The following is a 16717-nucleotide window of genomic DNA, read 5'->3' on the forward strand; positions in this document are numbered from 1 at the left end:
ATGATGTCAATCATGCTTGTAGATGTCGATGTCCTTGGTCTCCCGAACGAACAGCAGCCCGATCACCAGGGTCGCCGCCGCGATCACGATCGGGTACCACAGGCCGGAATAGATGTCCCCGGTCGCGGCCACGATGGCGAAGGACGTCGTCGGCAGGAAGCCGCCGAACCAGCCGTTGCCGATGTGATAGGGCAGCGACATAGACGTGTAGCGGATCTTGGTCGGGAACATCTCCACCAGCATCGCCGCGATCGGTGCGTAGACCAGGGTCACGTAGATCACGAGGATGGTCAGCATCAGGACCGTCATCACCGTGTTGACCCGGGCCGGATCCGCCTTCAGCGGATAGGCCGCCGCCGTCAGGGCGTCGTTGACGGACTTGTCGAACGCCGCCGCGGCGGACTTGGCATCCACTGGAGCGGCGCCGGTGGCCGGAGTGTGCCCCAGGTTGACGCCGGTGCTGGCCGCTGGCGTGGCACTATACGCCGGGATGACCGTCTGCCCGATCTTGATCTGGGCCACGGTCCCGGCGGGGGCGGCCTCGTTGACATAGGGGATGCCGCGCCTGACCAAGGCCGACTTGGCGATGTCGCAGCTCGAGGTGAACTGGCTGGTGCCGACCGGATTGAACTGGAACGAGCACTCGTTGGGATCGGCGGTCACGACGACCGGAGCGGTCGCGATGGCCTCCTCCAGCGCCGGGTTGGCGAAGTGGGTGATCGCCTTGAAGATCGGGAAATAGGTCAGGCAGGCCAGCAGCAAGCCGACCATGATGATCGGCTTGCGGCCGATGCGGTCGGACAGCGTGCCGAAGATCACGAAGAACGGGGTGCCGATCAGCAGCGCCGCCGCGATCATCAGGTTGGCGGACTGGGCCTCGACCTTCAGGGTCTGGGTCAGGAAGAACAGGGCGTAGAACTGGCCGGTGTACCAGACGACCGCTTGCCCCGCGACCAAGCCGAACAAGGCCAGCAGGACGATCTTCAGGTTGCCCCAGCGCGCGAAGCTCTCGGTCAGCGGCGCCTTGGAATGCTTGCCCTCGTCCTTCATCTTCTGGAAGGCCGGGCTCTCGTTCAGCATCAGCCGGATCCAGACGGAGATCCCGAGCAGGACGATCGACAGCAGGAACGGAATGCGCCAGCCCCAGGAGGCGAAGTCCTCCGCCGACATCGAGGCACGGCACGCCAGGATGATCAGCAGCGACAGGAACAGGCCCAGAGTCGCCGTCGTCTGGATCCACGAGGTATAGGCGCCGCGCTTGCCATGCGGCGCGTGCTCCGCGACATATGTGGCGGCGCCACCGTACTCGCCACCCAGCGCCAGGCCCTGCAACAGGCGCAGCGCGATCAGGATGATCGGTGCCGCAATGCCAATCGACGCGTAGTTCGGCAGGATACCGACGATGAAGGTGGACAGGCCCATGATCAGGATCGTGACCAGGAACGTGTATTTGCGCCCGATCATGTCGCCCAGCCGGCCGAACACCAAGGCGCCGAAGGGACGCACCGCGAAGCCGGCCGCGAAAGCCATCAGCGCGAAGATGAAGGCGGCGGTCGGGTTAACGCCCGAGAAGAACTGCACCGCGATGACAGCGGACAGCGAACCGTACAAGTAAAAGTCGTACCATTCGAATACGGTGCCGAGCGATGAGGCGAAGATGACCCTTCTCTCCTCCCGCGTCATGGGCCGTTCGGCCGCCATTGTCCCCGCCGCGATTTCCGCCATGACTTTTCCTCCCCGGAATTGTTCGTTGCGGGATAATCTGTATCAAAAACAATGTGACTTCCAGTAGGAGTTTGGTGGGAAAGATGCGTCCCGGTTGGCCTAAGCGTCGTTGGACGGGTAATTAAATGTCGAGCGGGCCGCGCCTTGGAAGGACAGCCGTAGCAAGCCGCGTGTGACGGCCAATCATCAAGCGGATCCAAGACGTTACAAGACCCTGGATGAGGTCGCGGACATCACCGCTGGACATGTGGAAACGCACGGATGATGCGTCATGAGTCGACCAACGCCACACGGTCAAATCCATGTCCTTCACCAAAGGTCCCCAGTCCCGCGAACCATCGAGGTGGACCATCAGATCGGACAACCCCAGACACGCGACCTTCGGCACTTGGTCAATGCCAGTGTCCCAGCCATCCCGAGTGGCAACATCAGTCACGATGATATGGCTGGCGAAAATCCCTTGGGCGCTCACATCGCACTCTGTGCCGAAGAGTTGCCGTCACGACCCGCTCATTTCTTCATCGTCGCTTGGATTTTATCGTGAAAATTTTCCCTATCTATCAATAGATAGTAACACATGTCTAAAATGGTAAACGCCCCTACATTGCCTCACCAACTAGCCACTGAAATCCATATCATGGACAAATACTAAATTTTAGCTGTAGGTCGGGTAGAGCGAAGCGGCACCCGACAAGCAGACGCGTCGATGTCGGATGCCGCTTCGCTTTATTCGACCTAATGTCGGAGGTTCAGTCCAAAAAAAATTGGCCCCATGCCTCAATCTTTGTTGGAAACACTTAACGAAAATGCCCACATATTCAAACGGGTATTTCTTTAATATAGACTTATGTCAGTATTATCAGATACTAGCAAGAAAAACATAATTGTAAATCCAGAATTTTTAGTTCACATCCTGGTACAAGACCTCATACCATCTCCCCCAAATGTCGTTCGAACGCTGCTAACGAAGTTTTTGATTTATATGAACGATGATTTTGAGATTTCATTATCGATTCGCCGTCCAGATCAAATCCGCTTTCGCCACCACCTCATCCAGGGAAAATACTAATTGATCGCGCAGCATGTGCTTCTCGACGCGTTTCTCAAACTCGGAGATGCTGACTGACATTTTATTGAAACTATTGGATTTTCTCATTTTCACCTCACCGCTGACCGTGACGCCCGTATCGTCCTGATGGCACGTCATTGCGATCCATAAACTCGTGGCGGCAGGGAGGCCTTCCAGGTCCTCGTCGATGCTGACCCTGATGCCTCGATTCCGGCTGAAATATCGATACACATGATAAGCAGTTTCTGGATAACATGAAGTTCGCGTACTATACTTGGCGTTCCGGTCATTATTGGTGATCAGGATGTTCAAAAAACGTTCGTGATCGTCCTTGGCTGAAGAGAAAAGCGGATATGACATCACGATCAGCGATATGGCACAGCCAAGCTTCCACCTCGCCATGATCTGACGCACCGTCGATGTGTCAACGATTTGCATCTTCATCCGACTGGCGTGGCGGTACCCGGCGCCATGCGATCGCATTGCGTGATGGAGGCGCGCCAGACGCCGATTGATCGTGGCACCGCATCGATCCGCAAATCCCATCGCATCCACCGCCATGGACCCATGTCCGCCATGCCGTGATATCATGGATACTGGTTGTTCGCTTCGGCTATCCGCACCTCCTCGGCCGCGGCACATCGCGGCATCGTCCGGATCATCCCCCCAGCATCATAACCACTCCCCGAATTGTATCTCAACGCGCAACAGTCATGTGCGATCAAGGCGGATTATCGCTTTGGGATCAACTGCTATCTTCCTTTCCAGACAAGGCGCACCGCCCGGACTTCCCCAAAGCGGCGCGATTTCACCCTGTTCCTTGAAAGGATTTTGATGATGAGCGTCACCACCGCCACCGCCCCGTCCCAGTCAAGCCTCGTCGCCACTCTGGATCGGCTGTCCGTGCTCAGCTACCCGCTGATCCGGGTCACCGCCGGCCTGCTGCTGATGCCGCATGGCGCGCAGAAGCTGTTTGGCCTGTTCGGCGGCTACGGCTTGGCCGCCACTGGTGAGTTCTTCGGCGCCAAGCTGGGGCTCCAGCCGGGCATCCTGTTCGCTGGTCTCGCCGGCTTCATCGAATTCTTCGGCGGTCTGGCGCTGGTCCTCGGCCTGCTGACCCGTCCCGCCGCCGTGGGCGTCCTGACCCTGATGGCCGTCGCCGTCTTCTCGGTCCACCTCCCCAGCGGCTTCTTCTGGACGGCCGGTGGCTACGAGTATCCGCTGATGTGGGGCCTGCTCGCGGTGGCGATCGTCCTGAAGGGTGGCGGCCGCTACTCGCTCGACCGCAAGCTGGGCCTGCCGCTGTAAGCTTGCCGACGACTTCGTGCCGCCGCCGATGGGCCGCTCTGGAAACGGGGTGGCCCATCGCGATTCCAGCACCACGCGCTATGCTGGCGTCCCGTCGGTTCTTTTCGTATCCTCAGCGCGGGGCGGAAACAAACGAATTCCCGGTGAGCCAAGAATGCGGATCGGCGTTGATGTCGGCGGAACCAAGATCGAGGCGATCGCCCTCGGCTCCAACGACGTTGTCATGTGCCGGCTCCGGGTCCCGACGCCACGCGGCGACTACCCTGCCACCGTGGAGGCGATCGCCGGTGTCGTCCGCTCCATCGAGTGGGAAACCGGCCAGAGAGGCACCGTGGGTGTCGGCATGCCGGGGTCGATCAGCCCGACCACCGGCAGGATCAAGGGATCGAATTCGGTCTGGATGACCGGCCACGCGTTCCGCGACGATCTTGAAGCCGCCCTCGGCCGCCCCGTCCGCTGCGCCAACGACGCCAACTGCCTCGCGGCATCCGAGGCGCATGACGGCGCCGCCGCTGGAGCCTCCGTCGTCTTCGCCGCCGTGCTTGGCACCGGCTGCGGCGGCGGCGTCGCGATCGCCGGCGTGGTGCATGAGGGCGGCAACCGGACGGCCGGCGAATGGGGTCACACCATCCTGCCGATGCGCCACGGTGACGAATTGCACCGGAAGCCCTGCTTCTGCGGCCGTGCCGGCTGCATTGAAACTTTCCTGGCCGGACCTGAGTTCGAATCCGACTATCTCGCGGCGTCGGGCGTCCGGCGACCCGCCGCCGAGGTCGCGGCGCTGGCCGCCGCGGGAGATACCATCGCCGATGCCGTGTCGCGGACCTACGAGGACCGGCTGGCCCGCGCGCTGGGGCAGGTCGTCTCCCTGCTCGACCCCGATGTCATCGTGCTCGGCGGCGGAATGTCGAACATTTCCCGCCTCTACGAGACCGTGCCGCCCCTGCTCGCCCGCCATACCTTCGGCGGCGAATGCCACACGCCAGTGCGGCCAGCCCAACACGGCGACAGCAGCGGCGTCCGCGGCGCCGCCCGCCTCTGGCCAGCCTGAGGACGCCTCAGCGGGTGACCTGCCGTACCAACTCCGGCAGATCAGCCATGCTGTCGAACACCAGCGCCGCCCCCGCCCGCTTCAACCGCCAGGCGTGACGCTCTCGCCGGTCGGGATCGCGGGCGATATGGCTGCCTCCGGTGAAGCCCAGCACCACCATTCCCGCCGCCTGCCCCGCCGCTGCACCGTGGATGCTGTCCTCGATCACGACGCATTCGGACGGAGCGGCCCCCAGCCGTTTCGCGGCGAGCAGGAACAGATCGGGCGCCGGTTTGCCATGGACCACCATGGTGGCGCTGAAGATCGCCGGCTCGAACAGCGGCAGCAGGCCGGTCAGCCGCAGCGAATGGCGGATGCGCTCGGGAATGCTGCTGGACGCCACACAGAACGGTCGGTCCAGCGCGTTTACCGCCTCCGACACCCCCGGGATGGCGGTCAGCTCGACATCGAACGCCGCCAGGATCTCGCGCCGCAGGTCGTCCAGCGCCTCGGGCGCCAGGGTGCGGCCGAGGCTCTCCTCGACCGTCTTGACCATGGAGGCGGTGCTGGCGCCGAGGAAGCGGTCGAACACCCCATCCTCGTCGATCGGATAGCCGAAGCCATTCAACGCCGCCGCCGTGCACCGGATGCTGATCGGTTCGCTGTCGACCAGCACGCCGTCGCAATCGAAGATCACCAGCCCCCTCTCCATGATCGCCGCCGTCATGGAATCGGGGCGTCGGACCGGATCAGGTCCAACCTCCGCAACTCGCGCCAGAAATCGGGCGGGATCTCCTCCATCATCAAGGCGACGTTGCGTTCCGCCTCGGCGCGCGATTTCGATCCGGGAATCACGGTCGTCACCGCCGGATGGAACAGCGGGAACTGAAGCGCCGCCGCCGGCAGAGTGACCCCATGGCTCCGGCAGACCTCCTCGATCGCCGCGACCCGCCGCATGACATCCGGCGGGGCCGGAAGGTAGTTGTACCGGGCCCCTTCGACAGCCCCGGTCGCCAGGATGCCGGAGTTGAATGGTGCCCCCAGGATGATCGAGACCTGCTCGGCGACGCACCGCGGCAGGAAGCGGTCCAGCCCACCCTGTTCCAGCAGGGTGTAGCGCCCGGCCAGCAGGAAGCAGTCGAACCGCCCGACATCCATCAGCCGCTCGCACGCCTCCGCCTGGTTGACGCCGGCGCCGAACGCCCGGATCACCCCCTCCGCCTTCAGCCGTTCCAGGGCGGGCAAGGCGCCGGTTCGGACATCCTCCAGCCGGGCCTCATAGTTGTCGCCGTGGGTCCACATGTCGGCGTCGTGGATCAGGACCATGTCGATCCTGTTCATGCCCAGCCGTTGCAGGCTGTCCTCGACCGAGCGGATCACGCCGTCATGGGTGTAGTCGAACACCGGCTGGAACGGCAGCTCGCCGGTGAAGATGCCGCCTTGCGAGGGGTCGAGCTTCGGCGGCGGCACCTTGCCATGCGGCTTCAGCAACCGCCCGACCTTGCTCGAGAGCACGAAACCATCGCGGGGATACCGCCGCAGCGCGGTGCCGATCCGGTGCTCGCTGAGCCCGTGCCCATAGAGGGGAGCCGTGTCGAACAGCCTGACGCCGCTCTCATAGGCCGCCGCGACGGTGTCCAGCGCCGCGTCCTCGTCCACCGTGTCGTACAGGTTGCCCAGGACGTTGCCGCCGAAGCCCAGAGGGCTCACGGCGACATCCGACGTCCCGATCCGGCGAAGCTCATCCAGCCTGATCATAACCACTCCCCCACCAAATTCGTCACCAGCAGGTGTAGCCGCCATCGGCCAGCACGATGCTGCCGGTCATCAGGCTGGAGGCGTCGGACGCCAGGAACAGCACGACGGAGGCGATCTCGTCGGGCTGTCCGACCCGGCGCATCGGCGTGTTCTCCAGCCATACCGGGTACATCCGCTCGTCCTCCATGCCGAACTTGGTCAACGAAGTCTCGATATAGGTCGGCGCCACCGAGTTGACCCGCACGCCGCGCTCGCCCCATTCGGCGGCCAGCGACTTGGTCAGGTGATGCACGCCCGCCTTGGAGGCGTTGTAATAGGACTGCGGCTGCGGCTTGTTGACGATGAAGCCGGACATCGAGCCGACATTGACGATGGCGCCCCTGCCCTTCGCCAGCATGTGGCGGCCGGCCGCGCGGCAACTCCAGAACACGCCGTTCAGGTTGACGTCGATCACGTTCAGCCAGTGCTCGTCGGTGACCTCCTCCGCCGGAACGTCGCTGCGCGCGATGCCGGCGTTGCAGACCAGGATGTCGATGCCGCCATGGGCCTTGGCGACGCCATCGACCACTTCCGTAACCTGGGTGGGGTTGGTCACGTCGAGCACGACCGCCTCGGCCTGATGGCCGGCCTTCACAAGCGTGTCGCGGCCGGAGAACGCCAGTTCCTCGGAGATGTCGGCGATCACCACCTTGGCCCCGGCCTCGGCCAGCGCCTGCGAGCAGGCCAGGCCGATGTTGCGGCTGCCGCCGGTGATCAGCGCTGTCCGGCCGGCGAGATTGAATTTTTCCAGATACATGATGGCGTTTCCCGAATTGAGGATCAGTGACTCAGGCCGAGCGCCGGCCGGCGGCGCCGGGTTCGATCAGGTGGTGGCGGTTGACGTGCTCCACCGCCTGTCCGTCGCGGGCGAACAGGTGGCAGCCCTTGGGGTTGACCGACAGCCGGACGTGGTCGTGCATGCTGGCGGCCTCGTCGCCATCTGCCTGGACGATCATCACCACGTCGCCCTGGACCTGGATGTGCAGGAAGGTCAATCCTCCCAGCCGCTCGGTCACCAGCACGGTGCCGGCGATCTCGCCATCGGGCGACAGGCTCAGATGCTCGGGCCGGATGCCGACCGTCACCTCGTCGCCGGGGTTGACGCGCTCGCCCCGGACCGGCACCGAGAACGGGATGCCATTCGCCAACTCCACCGTGATGCCGTCCTCGGCCCTGCCGATGACGCGGCCCGGCATCAGGTTCATCTTGGGCGAGCCGATGAAGCCGGCGACGAACAGGTTTCGCGGATGATGGTAAAGCTCCAGCGGAGATCCCACCTGCTCGACCACGCCGCCCTGCAGCACCACGATCTTGTCGGCCATGGTCATGGCCTCGATCTGGTCGTGGGTGACGTAGATCATCGTCGCTTCCAGCTTCTCGTGCAGCTTGGCAAGCTCGATCCGCATCTGCACGCGAAGCGCCGCGTCCAGGTTGGACAGCGGCTCGTCGAACAGGAAGACCTTCGGCTGGCGCACGATCGCCCGGCCGATCGCGACGCGCTGACGCTGGCCGCCCGACAGCTCCTTGGGCCGCCGCTCCAGCAGCGGACCCAGGTGGAGCACGTTGGCGGCCTCCGTCACCTTCCGCATGCGCTCCTCCTTGGAGACGCCGGCGAGCCGCAGGCTGAACGCCATGTTGTCCGCCACCGTCATGTGCGGATAGAGCGCGTAGGACTGGAAGACCATCGCCAAGCCGCGGTCCGCCGGGCCGATATCGTTGGCCTTGGTCCCGTCGATCATCAGGTCGCCATCGGTGATGCTCTCCAGCCCGGCGATCATCCGCAGCAGGGTCGACTTGCCGCAGCCCGACGGCCCGACGAAGACGACGAACTCGCGGTCGGCGACGTCGAGGTCCACTCCCTTGATGACTTCGACTTCGCCGTACTTCTTGCGGATGTTCCGCAGCGTCACGGTTGCCATGGGTCGTTTCCTCTTTGAAAACTCTTTTTCATTTGACCGCGCCAAACGTCAGGCCGCGCACCAGTTGCCGCTGGCTCATCCAGCCGAACACCAGGATCGGGGCGATGGCCAGCGTCGAGGCGGCGGACAGCTTCGCCCAGAACAACCCTTCCGGACTGGAGAAGCTGGCGATGAAGGCGGTCAGCGGCGCCGCGTTGTGGGCGCTCAGGTTGAGGCTCCAGAAAGCCTCGTTCCAGCACAGGATGATCGACAGCAGCGAGGTCGACGCGATCCCCGGCAGGGCGAGGGGCAGCAGCAGCAGCGTGACCTCCTGCTTGGCGCGGGCGCCGTCCATGCGGCCAGCCTCCAGGATCTCGGGCGGCACCTCCTTGAAGAAGGTGTAGAGCATCCAGATCACGATCGGCAGGTTCATCAGCGTGTAGATGATGACCAGTCCGGTCAGCGTGTCGAGCAGGCCGAAGTCGCGGAACAGCAGGTACATCGGCACCAGCACGCCGACGGGAGGCATCATCTTGGTCGACAGCATCCACAGCAGCGTGCCGCGCGTCCGCTTGGTCGGGAAGAACGCCATGACATAGGCGGCGGGCACGGCGATCAGGATCGCCAGCGCGGTCGCCACGACCGACACCACCACGCTGTTGATCGCGAAGCTGAGATAGTCGGCGCGCTGGAACACCGCCTGGTAGTTCTCCATCGTGGGGGAGAAGAACAGCGTCGGCGGGGTTGCGATCGCCTCGACCTCGGTCTTGAAGCCGGTCAGCAGCATCCAGAGGATCGGGAAGAACAGCAGCAGCGCGGCCCCCCAGCCCAGGACGAAGCTCAGGACCCCTGATTTGGCGGAACTCATGACGGGCCTCCCCCTTAGGCTTCGAGGTTGCGGGCGACGGTGCGGACGACGAAGAACGCCACGATGTTGGCCAGGATGATCGCGATCACGCCGCCGGCCGAGGCGCCGCCCACGTCGAACTCCAGCAAGGCGCGGACATAGATCAGGAAGGCGAGGTTGGTGGTGGCCAGTCCCGGACCGCCCGATGTCGTCACGAAGATTTCGGCGAAGACGGTCAGCAGGAAGATCGTCTCGATCATCACCACGACCGAGATCGCGCGGCCCAGATGCGGCAGGATGATGAAGAAGAACATCGACAGCGGCCCGGCGCCGTCCATCCGCGCCGCCTCCTTCTGCTCGTTGTCGAGCGATTGGATGGCGGTCAGCAGGATCAGCAGGGCGAAGGGTATCCACTGCCACGACACGATCATGATGACCGAGGCCATGGGATACTGGGCGAACCAGTCGATCGGCTCCAGCCCGACCGAGCGCGACAGGAACCCGAAGATGCCGTTGATCGGGTGCATCAGCAAGTTCTTCCAGATCAGCGCGCTGACCGTCGGCATCACGAAGAACGGGGCGATGGCGAACAGGCGGGCGATGCCGCAGCCGGGGAACTCCTGGTCGAACAGCACCGCCAGCAGCGTTCCCGCCACCACCGTGATCGCCAGCACGGACCCGACCAGGACCAGCGTGTTCCACATCGCGGTCCACAGGCTGGGATCCTCCAGCAGGTATTGGTAATTGCCGAGGCCGGTGAACTCGACCACCGGGTTCAGCAGGTTGTAGCGCATGACCGAGAAATACAGGGTCATCGCCAGCGGAACGATCATCCAGACCAGGAGGATGAGCACCGACGGCGCTATGAACGGCAGCGTCCTGATCTTCTGCCCGGACCGCCGAGCCGATGAGGCCGGCTTGACGTCCCCGGAGGCTGTGATGGCTGACATGGGGTGGTTTCCCCCTGAACTTGAATGGGTGCTTGGACGCGCTTCCCCGGCCCCGCGCCCGGACAAGCCGGACACGGGAGCCTGGAGGAGGGCGGAGCGTTACGGGGCGCTTACTTCTTGTAGCCAGCCTGGCGCATGGCGCGCTCGGCGGCGGACTGAGCGGTCTTCAGCGCTTGGTCCACCGTCATCTGCCCGGTCAGGGCCGCCGCCATGGTCTGGCCGGTCTGCGTGCCGATCGCCTGGAACTCCGGAATGCCGGCGAACTGGACACCGACATAGGACTTGGGGTTCTTGGTCGTGTTGATCGGATCGGCCGTCTCGATCGCCTGCTCGACGAACTTGGCGAAGGGTGCGGCCTCGACATATTGCTTGTTGTCATAGGTTGACGCGCGGGTGCCGGGAGGGGCGGAGACCCAGCCCTCGGTCTCGCCGACCAGCTTGATGTATTCCTTGCTGGTCGCCCAGGTCACGAACTTCTTGGCGGCGGCCTCCTTCTTGGAGGATTCCGGAACGGCGAGCGCCCAAGACCACAGCCAGTTGGAGCCCTTCGGCCAGGACGCCACGGGAGCCTGCGCGAACCCCAGCTTGTCCGAGACCTTGGAGGTCGCCGGGTTGAACACCATGCCGGCGGCGACGGTCGCGTCGATCCAGATGCCGCACTGGCCGTTGGAGAACATCGCCAGGTTCTCGTTGAAGCCGTTGCTGCTGGCGCCCGGCGGGCCATAATTCTTCAGCAGGTCGATGTAGAAGCTCACCGCCTGCTTCCACTCCGGGCTCTCGATCTTGGTGTTCCAGTCCTTGTCGAACCACTGGCCGCCAAAGGTGTTCACCATGGTGCTGAGGAACGCCATGTTCTCGCCCCAGCCCGGCTTGCCGCGTAGGCAGATGCCATAGACCTGGTTGGCCGGATCATGGATCTTGGAGGCGATCTCCTTGATCTGGTCGTAGGTCGGCCGCTCCGGCATCGTCAGGCCAGTCTTCTGGACCAAGTCGGTCCGGTAGTAGGTCATCGAACTCTCGGCGTAGAACGGCAGCGCGTAGAGCGTGCCCTCGTACGACAGACCCTCGCGGACCGGCTTCAGCACGTCGGCGACGTCGTAGTCGGCCGACAGGTTGTCGAACTTCTTGATCCAGCCCTGCTTGGCCCAGATCGGAACCTCGTAGGTGCCGATGGTCAGCACGTCGTACTGACCGCCCTTGGTCGCGATGTCGGTGGTGACACGCTGGCGCAGCACGTTCTCCTCCAGCACCACCCAATCCAGCTTGATGTCGGGGTTCGCCTGCTCGAAGCGGCTCGACAGCTTCTGCATGACGATCATGTCGCCGTTGTTGACGGTGGCGACCGTCAGCCGGGTCTGCTGCGCCTGGACCACCGTGGTTCCCGCGAGGATGGTTCCCGCGAGCACGGTCGTGGCGAGAAGCCCGAGAATCCGGGTTTTCTTGTTCATTCCGCTCTCCTCCCTGTAACCGCTTTCAAGCATCTGCCCGAGCGTTTTTGGCTTGAGCATTTGCCCGAGCGTTGGGCAAACATCCTACGACACCTCGGTTCAGTCAAGCGGATAAGATGGAATAGAACACAAAAGATCAACATCGCGGCGGTTTATTGCCGCAACTGCGAAAAGACAAACACAAGACCTTGATCATTCGCCCACAGATGGGCTTTTGCTCAGTCGAGTTCCAGAACGCGCGCCGCCGTGGTCTCGTCGGTGATCAGCCCGTTGGCCAGCCGCCCGCGCAGCGCAGCGCGGATGGCCGGCGCCTTGGCCGCTCCCGCTCCCATGATGATGGTCGGGGCCGTCGCCGGCACCGCCAGCGGCGGAGCGGTCAGCCGTCCGTTGAACGGCGTCGTCAGCAGATCGCCGTTCTGGTCGAAGGCCCAGCCCAGCATCTCCCCGACCGCATGGGCGCTGACCAGATCCGACAGTTCCTGGTCCGTGATGAAGCCGTCGACATGCAGCGGCGAGCCCCAGCCGATCTCGCCGATCCCCATGAACGACGCCTTGACCTGCAACACCAGCGAGCTGACCGTCCTGTACCAGCGCTGCGATTGCAGTAGCTTCCGCTGCTCGATGTCATCGGCCACGACGGGGGTCGGCAGGGGATAGCACTGCGCCCCCGTCCGGTCGCACAGCCGCATCGCGACGTCATAGGGGCTGGCGCGGCCGTCGCGGGTCAGGTTGCCGACCAACGAGACGATCTTGTGCTGCGGCCTCTCCATGGACGATACCTGCGCCACGGCGGCCCGCAGGGTGCGGCCGGTCCCCAGCGCCAGCACGGCGGGGGCCTTGCTCGACAGGTAGCTCTCGATCCGCTCGGCGGCGCTGATGGCGATCCCGGCCAGCGACGGCTCGTCGCGCCGCTCGCCCGGAACGATGTCGCAGAACACCAGCTCGAAGCGGTCGCGCAACCGCTCCGCCATCTCGACGCATTCGGTGATCGGATAGTCCATGCGGAACTTGATCAACCCCTCGGCGGTCGCCAGCGCCACCAGCCGCTGGGCATTCTGGCGCGAGACGTTCAGCTCGGCGGCGATCTCGTCCTGCGTACGCCCGCGGATGTAATAGAGCCACGCGGCCCGGGCGGCCAGATCCAGCTTCCGATTGGTGATGCCACCGTCCCTACCCGCCACTCCGCCGCCCCTCTCCGCCCCGTCCAAAAGGCACCGTCCTAAACGCACGGTCCGAAATACCCCATGACCGCATCATATACCCCAGATTTGGGAACGGCGGCCTAGTGCATTTCGATCCAAGGTCAACTACGTTACATGTAACAGTTCCGGAGCCGATCATGCCATCAACCGTCCGCCATCGCGTCCAGACCCACCGGGCGCAGCTCCGCGCGCAAGGCTTGCGACCGATTCAGATCTGGGTGCCCGATGTCCGATCCCCCACCTTCAAGGAGGAGGCGCGGCGGCAATCCCGCGCGGTGGCCGCCGCGGCCGACGAGGCGGAAACCATGGACTTCCTGGAGGACATCCAGGATTTCGGCGACGAGGCATGAGGCGCGGGGATCTGGTCACCATCGCCGGCAGGATCGGGGGTGATTACGAGGGCAAGCCCCGTCCCGCCGTGATCATCCAGTCCGACGACTTCCCGGAGACCGACAGCGTCACGGTCTCGCCCCTCACCTCCGTCGACGCCGACGCCCCGTTGCTGAGGCTCCGCATCGACCCCACACCGACGAACAACCTGCGTCACACGTCCTGGGTCATGATCGACAAGATCGCCACCGTCCGCCGCGTCAACATCGGACAGGCGTTCGGCCGACTGGACGACGCCGAACTGGTCCAGTTGAACCGAGCCCTACCGGTCTTCCTGGGACTGGCGGGATGACCTGACGCGAAGGCCGGGCAGGAAGCGAAGACCCTGGTATCGGCGGTCGGTCACCCGGCGTTGACCCGACCGTCATACCCACCCGCCACCTCCAGCAACGTCCTGTCCGCCCCGAACGGCCCCACCAGCTGAAAGCCGATCGGCAGCCCCGAACTCGACGGCGCGCAGGGCAATCCGATCGCCGGCAGCCCCGCCATGTTGACCCAGCCGGTGAAGATCGCGTGCCCGCGCGGCCCCGCCTCCCGCCCGTCGATCAGCGGCGGGAACGCCTCGGCCGCCGGCCACGACAGCGCCGCGATGGATGGCGTCAGGATCAGGTCGGTCGACCGGAACACCCCGACCATCGCGCGCCGCAGCGCGTGGATCGCCTCGATCACTTCGAAATATTCGGGCGCGCTCACCGCGCGGCCCCGCTCCGCCATCTCCAGGTATTTCGGGTTGACCAGCGCCTCGTGGCCGGGGTGGAGGTCGAACAGCGCCGCCAAGCCCACCGCGCCGACGATCGGCCACGCCGCGTTGAAGGTGCCGATATCGAACGGCACCGCCCCCTCGGTCATCTCATGGCCAAGCCCGCGCAGGACATCCGCCGCAGCCGCGACCGACCGCGAGATCTCCGGATCGACCGGCGCGTCGCCGAACCGGGGAACATACAGGATGCGCTTCGGCCCCGGCACCGCAGCCAGATCCGGCGCCAGCGACGCTCGATCCAACGCGTCCGGCCCGGCGATGACGTCGAACACCAACGCGGCATCCTCGACCGTCCGCGCGATCGGCCCGATCACCTCGAAGTCGAACAGCACCGGCGGAAACCCGGAATGCCGCGCGACCTTGCCGATCGACGGCTTCAGCCCAACCAGCCCGGTATGCGCGACGGGCCGCCGGATCGAGCCGCCCCCATCCGTCCCCAGCGCGAAGGGGCCGAAGCCCGACACCACCGCCGCCACGGCGCCGCCGCTCGATCCGCCCGGCGTCAGCTCCGAGTTCCACGGATTGCGCGTCGTGCCGAACAGCAGGTTGCTGGTATAGCCCTCCAGGGTGAATTCCGGGACGTTGGTCTTGCCCAGCACGATGGCGCCCGCCGCCCGAACCCGCGCCACCGGCAACTCGTCCGTCTCCGGAACGAAGTCGCGGAACAGCTTGCTGCCCCAGGTCGCCGTTATGCCTTCCGCCAGGATGTTGTCCTTGACGGTGAACGGCACGCCATCCAGCGGCCCCAAGGCCCGGCCGGCCCGCCAGCGCCCGGCGCTGTCCGCCGCTTCCGCCGCGATCCGGTCGGTGGGCGCCGGCGTCACCAGCGCGTTCAAGGCGGGGTTGACCTCGGCGATCCGCTCCTGGATCGAGGCGATGGCGTCAGCGGGCGAGAACGCCCCCGCGCCATAGCCCTCCGTCAGGTCCCGGATCCCCAGGCTCCACAGCGGCGCGTCACCCGTCATGCCAACTCCCCCTTACCACGGGCGATCACCGTGATCACCCCGCCGCCATCCGGCCCCTGGTGTTCGGCGCCGCCCGACACGAAGATCCGGGTATCGCCCATCACCCCCGCGACCAATCCGCCAAGCGCGCCGCGCACGTGGCGCTGGGCGTTGATGTCGGTATCGTCCAGCATGGTATGTCGGTTGCCCCGGATCAAGCCGCGCCGGTCGGGTTCGCACTTGACCAGCACCCCGGCGATCCGCCCCACGTCCCCGCCAACCACCTGCGGATCGGCGGCGATGCCCAGATCGGCCAGCACGTCGCGCACCGCCGGCAGGTCCAGCGCGTCGGCCATTGGGCGATGCGCCACCCTCAGATCGCCCGACCACGCGCGGCTGTTGCCCAGCACGATCACCTCGTTGCAATCGACCTCGACGCCCGACGAGATGCTGGCCCGGTCCGACTGGATCGAGAAATCGGACAGCAAGTCCCGCTCGTCCAGCCCCGCCTCATCCAACTCGCCCAGCGCCAAGGCGACACCGAACGCCCCGGCGGCCCGCGCGAACGCCATGCTCTTGTTGGCATCCGCCGTGACGACGGAATGCCCGGCGCGGACCGCCGCCTCCGCCCGCGCCGTGGTGACGCACGGCGCCTTGACCTGGACGAAGTGAACATCCGCCGGATCATCGATCCCGGCATCCGCCATGGCCGCCCGCACCGCCCCCGCCACCATCAGGACATGCCCGGCGCGCCCCACGACCTGCGCCGGCGTGACCGGGCTAAACGCCACCCCGATCGCCAACGCCTTGCCATCCCCAACACCCCCCTCATCCCCAGCCAGACCAGCCGGCTCCCGGCAGAAGACCAGGTAGTGCGGCGACAGCACCCCCTCGGTCCCGCCGGACAGCACGCAGGGAATCCGCCGCGCGCACTCCTCCGGCGCCAAGCCCAACGCCCGCCCCAGCAGTGTCATCAGCGCCAGGGTGAAATACCCGCAGGTGAAGTCGTTGACCCCGCCATTCCCCTCGGTCTTGCCGATCACGGCGACGACATGCGCCGGATCGACGCTCCCCTCCGCGATCAGCGCGGCCAAGGCCGAGAGATCGCCTGGATTGGACATCGGAAGTCGGTGGACGGAAGCTTTCATGGGAACCAGTCGGGGCTGTCGTGGAAAAGGACGTACCGACCAGTCTAGCAAGAGCGATGCCAGCCGGGTCGCCGTGGACAAACGCCCAGCCACCAATGCCCCGCCGGGTACCGGCAGCGGGTCAGCCGAGATAATAGTCGAAGTAAGGCTCGGGCAAACCCACCGCGTCGACGTCGACGGTATGGACCACCTGCCCGGTTC

16 protein-coding genes are annotated in these 16717 nt (G+C 65.0%); 4 read left to right on the forward strand and 12 right to left on the reverse strand.

Annotated elements, in window-relative coordinates:
- Window positions 1–6: 6 nt before the first annotated feature.
- Both N825_RS19155 and N825_RS19165 read right to left on the reverse strand, forming a co-directional pair.
- The gene (locus tag N825_RS19155; RefSeq protein ID WP_245613171.1) at window positions 7–1725 is read right to left on the reverse strand and encodes an MFS transporter; all 1719 of its coding nucleotides are present in this window, start codon (window positions 1723–1725) and stop codon (window positions 7–9) included.
- Window positions 1726–2731: 1006 nt separating this feature from the next.
- Window positions 2732–3355 carry a hypothetical protein gene (locus N825_RS19165; protein ID WP_157619384.1) on the reverse strand — a complete coding sequence of 208 codons (624 nt, stop codon included), beginning with the start codon at window positions 3353–3355 and terminating at the stop codon, window positions 2732–2734.
- Between the two features lie 276 nt (window positions 3356–3631).
- On the opposite strand from N825_RS19165, the gene N825_RS19170 reads away from it, so the two are divergent.
- Both N825_RS19170 and N825_RS19175 read left to right on the forward strand, forming a co-directional pair.
- Complete coding sequence (locus N825_RS19170) at window positions 3632–4102, forward strand: DoxX family protein (RefSeq protein WP_037455731.1); 471 nt, start codon at window positions 3632–3634, stop codon at window positions 4100–4102.
- Between the two features lie 154 nt (window positions 4103–4256).
- The gene (locus N825_RS19175) at window positions 4257–5153 is read left to right on the forward strand and encodes an ROK family protein (RefSeq protein WP_037455537.1); all 897 of its coding nucleotides are present in this window, start codon (window positions 4257–4259) and stop codon (window positions 5151–5153) included.
- 7 nt (window positions 5154–5160) lie between these two features.
- Here N825_RS19175 and N825_RS19180 read toward each other — a convergent pair whose 3' ends face one another.
- The 8 genes from N825_RS19180 to N825_RS19215 form a co-directional block, all read right to left on the reverse strand.
- A complete protein-coding gene (locus tag N825_RS19180; protein WP_037455539.1) occupies window positions 5161–5859 on the reverse strand; it encodes an HAD family hydrolase in 699 nt (232 codons plus the stop codon).
- Window positions 5856–6890, reverse strand: coding sequence for an aldo/keto reductase (locus N825_RS19185; protein WP_084164875.1), 1035 nt, complete (start codon window positions 6888–6890; stop codon window positions 5856–5858). Before N825_RS19185 ends, N825_RS19180 begins: the two co-directional genes overlap by 4 nt.
- Window positions 6891–6912: 22 nt before the next feature.
- Window positions 6913–7686, reverse strand: a complete 774-nt coding sequence (locus tag N825_RS19190) for an SDR family NAD(P)-dependent oxidoreductase (RefSeq protein WP_037455542.1) — start codon at window positions 7684–7686, stop codon at window positions 6913–6915.
- 31 nt (window positions 7687–7717) lie between these two features.
- On the reverse strand, window positions 7718–8848 hold the full coding sequence (locus tag N825_RS19195) for an ABC transporter ATP-binding protein (protein ID WP_037455545.1): 1131 nt from the start codon (window positions 8846–8848) through the stop codon (window positions 7718–7720).
- A gap of 28 nt (window positions 8849–8876) precedes the next feature.
- Window positions 8877–9695 carry a carbohydrate ABC transporter permease gene (locus N825_RS19200; protein WP_037455546.1) on the reverse strand — a complete coding sequence of 273 codons (819 nt, stop codon included), beginning with the start codon at window positions 9693–9695 and terminating at the stop codon, window positions 8877–8879.
- A gap of 14 nt (window positions 9696–9709) precedes the next feature.
- Window positions 9710–10624 (reverse strand): carbohydrate ABC transporter permease, encoded by a 915-nt coding sequence (locus N825_RS19205; protein WP_051512589.1) that lies wholly within the window; start codon window positions 10622–10624, stop codon window positions 9710–9712.
- Window positions 10625–10734: 110 nt separating this feature from the next.
- Window positions 10735–12072 (reverse strand): ABC transporter substrate-binding protein, encoded by a 1338-nt coding sequence (locus N825_RS19210; protein ID WP_051512590.1) that lies wholly within the window; start codon window positions 12070–12072, stop codon window positions 10735–10737.
- A 218-nt stretch (window positions 12073–12290) separates the two neighbouring features.
- Window positions 12291–13253: a sugar-binding transcriptional regulator gene (locus tag N825_RS19215; protein WP_051512591.1), complete on the reverse strand. Its 963-nt coding sequence runs from the start codon at window positions 13251–13253 to the stop codon at window positions 12291–12293.
- 158 nt (window positions 13254–13411) lie between these two features.
- Here N825_RS19215 and N825_RS19220 point away from each other — a divergent pair, with 158 nt between their 5' ends.
- Both N825_RS19220 and N825_RS19225 read left to right on the forward strand, forming a co-directional pair.
- A complete protein-coding gene (locus N825_RS19220) occupies window positions 13412–13624 on the forward strand; it encodes an antitoxin MazE family protein (RefSeq protein WP_037455550.1) in 213 nt (70 codons plus the stop codon).
- Window positions 13621–13956 carry a type II toxin-antitoxin system PemK/MazF family toxin gene (locus tag N825_RS19225; RefSeq protein ID WP_037455551.1) on the forward strand — a complete coding sequence of 112 codons (336 nt, stop codon included), beginning with the start codon at window positions 13621–13623 and terminating at the stop codon, window positions 13954–13956. Before N825_RS19220 ends, N825_RS19225 begins: the two co-directional genes overlap by 4 nt.
- A 50-nt stretch (window positions 13957–14006) precedes the next feature.
- On the opposite strand, the gene N825_RS19230 is transcribed toward N825_RS19225, so the two are convergent.
- A complete protein-coding gene (locus N825_RS19230; protein WP_037455552.1) occupies window positions 14007–15389 on the reverse strand; it encodes an amidase in 1383 nt (460 codons plus the stop codon).
- On the reverse strand, window positions 15386–16516 hold the full coding sequence (gene atzD, locus N825_RS19235) for a cyanuric acid amidohydrolase (RefSeq protein ID WP_037455554.1): 1131 nt from the start codon (window positions 16514–16516) through the stop codon (window positions 15386–15388). The genes N825_RS19230 and atzD overlap by 4 nt, the downstream gene beginning before the upstream one ends.
- Window positions 16517–16717 lie beyond the last annotated feature (201 nt).

The organism is Skermanella stibiiresistens SB22 (assembly GCF_000576635.1).
Taxonomy (GTDB): domain Bacteria; phylum Pseudomonadota; class Alphaproteobacteria; order Azospirillales; family Azospirillaceae; genus Skermanella; species Skermanella stibiiresistens.